The sequence below is a fragment of the bacterium genome, from assembly GCA_024742285.1.
GTDB lineage: Bacteria > Myxococcota_A > UBA9160 > UBA9160 > UBA4427 > UBA4427.
Genome location: JANSYR010000037.1, coordinates 1 through 2,672, shown reverse-complemented (window position 1 = coordinate 2,672; position 2,672 = coordinate 1). Strand labels below are relative to the sequence as shown.

The 2,672-nt window shown below is 71.9% G+C and carries 6 protein-coding genes; all 6 read right to left on the bottom strand.

All coding sequences use genetic code 11. From position 1 onward, the window contains the following. Positions 1-226: type II toxin-antitoxin system death-on-curing family toxin (locus NXI30_28975; protein ID MCR9098274.1), on the bottom strand; the 226-nt coding region annotated here is incomplete at its 3' end. Positions 227-314: 88 nt separating this feature from the next. After that, positions 315-488, bottom strand: coding sequence for a hypothetical protein (locus tag NXI30_28970; GenBank protein MCR9098273.1), 174 nt, complete (start codon positions 486-488; stop codon positions 315-317). A gap of 126 nt (positions 489-614) precedes the next feature. Next, positions 615-1,067, bottom strand: a complete 453-nt coding sequence (locus NXI30_28965) for a hypothetical protein (GenBank protein ID MCR9098272.1) — start codon at positions 1,065-1,067, stop codon at positions 615-617. After that, a complete protein-coding gene (locus NXI30_28960) occupies positions 1,064-1,408 on the bottom strand; it encodes a hypothetical protein (protein MCR9098271.1) in 345 nt (114 codons plus the stop codon). Before NXI30_28960 ends, NXI30_28965 begins: the two co-directional genes overlap by 4 nt. A gap of 240 nt (positions 1,409-1,648) precedes the next feature. Further along, positions 1,649-2,236: a hypothetical protein gene (locus NXI30_28955; protein MCR9098270.1), complete on the bottom strand. Its 588-nt coding sequence runs from the start codon at positions 2,234-2,236 to the stop codon at positions 1,649-1,651. After that, on the bottom strand, positions 2,233-2,672 hold a 440-nt coding region (locus tag NXI30_28950; protein MCR9098269.1), incomplete at its 5' end, for a hypothetical protein. The genes NXI30_28950 and NXI30_28955, both read right to left, overlap by 4 nt.

Sequence of the window (2,672 nt, the reverse complement as noted above, 5' to 3'; positions counted from 1 at the left end):
CGAGGCGCATCCCGTTCAGGGCGAGCCCGACCGTGATCACCGCGAACCCGGCCCGCTTGTTCCCGTCCACCATCGGGTGGGACCGGATCACCCCCTCCCCGATCGCGCAGATCGCGCCGACCAGGTCGTCCTCGTAGAGGAGCCGCATCAGGCCGCGCCCGGCCGCCCCCTCAAGGAGGGACAGGTCCCGCACCCCGGACCCGCCGCCGAACCGGGCGTGCTGCATCTCGTGCAGGAGAATGATCCCCTCCGCGCTCGGCAGGAGGGAGCCCTCAAGGTCCGAAAGGACGGAGGCTCGCGGGTGCGTCTCGGCTTCAGGGGGCCGGGTCATCGCTCAGCGCCTCCGTGGCCAGGAGCCGGTAGGTCTCCTCGAACCGGTCCATGCTCTCCTCCATCGCGGCGCGTAGCGCGGCCTCCCGGGCCTCCGCGCTCATCCCCGAGACGTCGGGAACGGCTCTGGTGGTGTCGATTCCTTCCGGCTTTCTCATCGTTCTCCTCATGGATCCGGGCCGTCCCTAGACCCGTCACAGCACTCCTGAAAGACGCAGGCGGCAGGTCGTCCGGTGCGGCTTCCCGTCAAGAGACCATGTTTGGCGTCCCTTGTCTTCCAGGCTTCACCTGTCAAATCGCCATTCCCGCGTATCCCCGGAGAGGTCAGGTCGGGCGCGCGTCACCATCGCGGCCCGGCACCGGATCTCCCAGACCGGCCCGTCCGGATGCGGGTGACCCGCCCAGTACGCCTCCGCGGCACGCGCGATATCCGGGTGATCGGGCCCGTGATCGTCAAGCAGGCAGCCGATCCGGCTGACCCAGGTCTGATCGTGCCGGGTGAAGGCCCCCTCCGGGCTCACCTCGACCACGTGGTCGGGCGGGGCCCCGCAGGGGTCGAGATGGTCCGGGTCCTGGCAGAGGAAGACGGCCTCGGCGTGCGGGATCCCCCAGTCCGGCCGGTACCGCTCGAGGACCTGGACGAAGGGGATCGCCTCCCAGATCGCCGAGCTGTCCGGGACCGGGGTGAGCCGACGCCCCTCCGGGTGCGGGTCGTAGGAGCCGTGCAGGAAGATCACGGTGAGGGGTCCTGCTCCGAGGCGGCGTGGGCCGCGTCGTCCGCGGCCATCTCCGCGCGCTCCCGGAGCTCCTCCTCCGCCCGCGCCCGAGCGCGCGCGACCGCGTCGCCGTCGGAGGCGAAGGCGTCCAGAACGTCCTCCGGGCAGCGGAGGGTCCCGTGCGCGGTGACGACCCGGACGTCCTTGAGCTGGAAATCCGGCTCCTCCGCCGGCTCTGTCCGGGAGGCGGGCAGGCCCGGGGTGAGCTCCCAGTCCAGCTCCAACTCCAGCGTGACCGGCCCGACCAGCTCGTCGAGGTGCTCGAAATCGATAAATGTCGTGCCTGATTTCACTTTTCGCATGACGCGGCTCCCGTGTTCTGAACGCGGCCCAGCCTAAGGCCGCGACGCGAAAACCCGAAACGGGTTAGCGGGACGCGCCGCCCGTCGGGTTCGGGTCGAGAAGGCGGCGCAGAGCCCGAAACGGGGCGTGAAACCCCTTGAGGAGCCGGCGCGCTTGTTCGGGGCTTCTGAGCGTGGCCTGGCAGCCCCAGACGAAACTGATGACGAGACCGGCGGCCCCGAGGGGGAGGGAGACGAGGATCATAGAGAGGGCTCCTGAGAGGGCTCGGTATTCGCAAGCGGCTGAGGCCTGTCGGGCTGGAGGGCCCGCTCCGCGAGGGCGCGCGTCTCCGCCTCCCCGGTCCGGTCCCGGATCTCCGCCATCGCGTGGCGGAGCGCGAGAAGCTCCGCGCGGTCGGAGGCGAGGTCCTCGGCCGCATCGGCGATAAGATCGGCCAGGGGCCGGTCCGCGTGCTCGTCGGGCTGGTACCAGTCGAGGACCGGGCCGAGCGCGGCCCGCGCCGCCGCCTCCGCGCCGTGAAGCGCCGGCAGCCCGGGCACCTCCTCGGGGGCGAGCTCGCCCGACTGGGCGTGCCGGCAGGTCAGGTGCGTGTCGTTGATCGCCCCGGTGCTCTCGCGAAACCAGACCCGGGCGTCGAACGGGTAACCGCGCTCCGCGGACGGGTCCGCGGCCTGGAGGTCGGTGAGGAAGGCGCGGGCGCCGCTCACCGTCTGCGGCTCGTTACCTTCGTGCGTCGGGATGCCGCGCAGGTCCTCGCGCTCGTGGACGACCTGATTGATCAGCCCGATCAGGAGCCGGCGGACCCGGGCGGGGCTGAGCGGCCTCATGTGCGCGCCCTCAGGACGGGCCGGGCGAAGGCCCGCGCGAGCCCGGCCTCGACCCGGTCGATGAGCGCGCCCCGCTCGCGCGCGTCTGGGTCGATCTTGTCGAGGCTGCGGTCCAGCATCGCGACGAGATGATCCTTCGGGAGCTCGACCCCGTCCGCCGGGCTTAGGGAGGCGGCGACCGCGTCGCGCGCCGCGCGGTACCCGTCCGCGTAGCCGCGCGCCCTCGCGGCCTCAACGACCCGGCTGAGCAGGTCCGCGGTCCTCCTTTCCAGCGGGTAGGCTTTCGGGTCCTCGTGGCGCCCCTCGAGAAAGGCGGCCCCGATGTCCCGGCATCCGATCCCGTCGGTCCCCTCCCGGATCGACCGGACCCGCTCCTCCGGCGTGAGGGGGACCTCCCGGAACCGCATCGGGTTCTCCTCGGTGCGCGGCAGGGTCT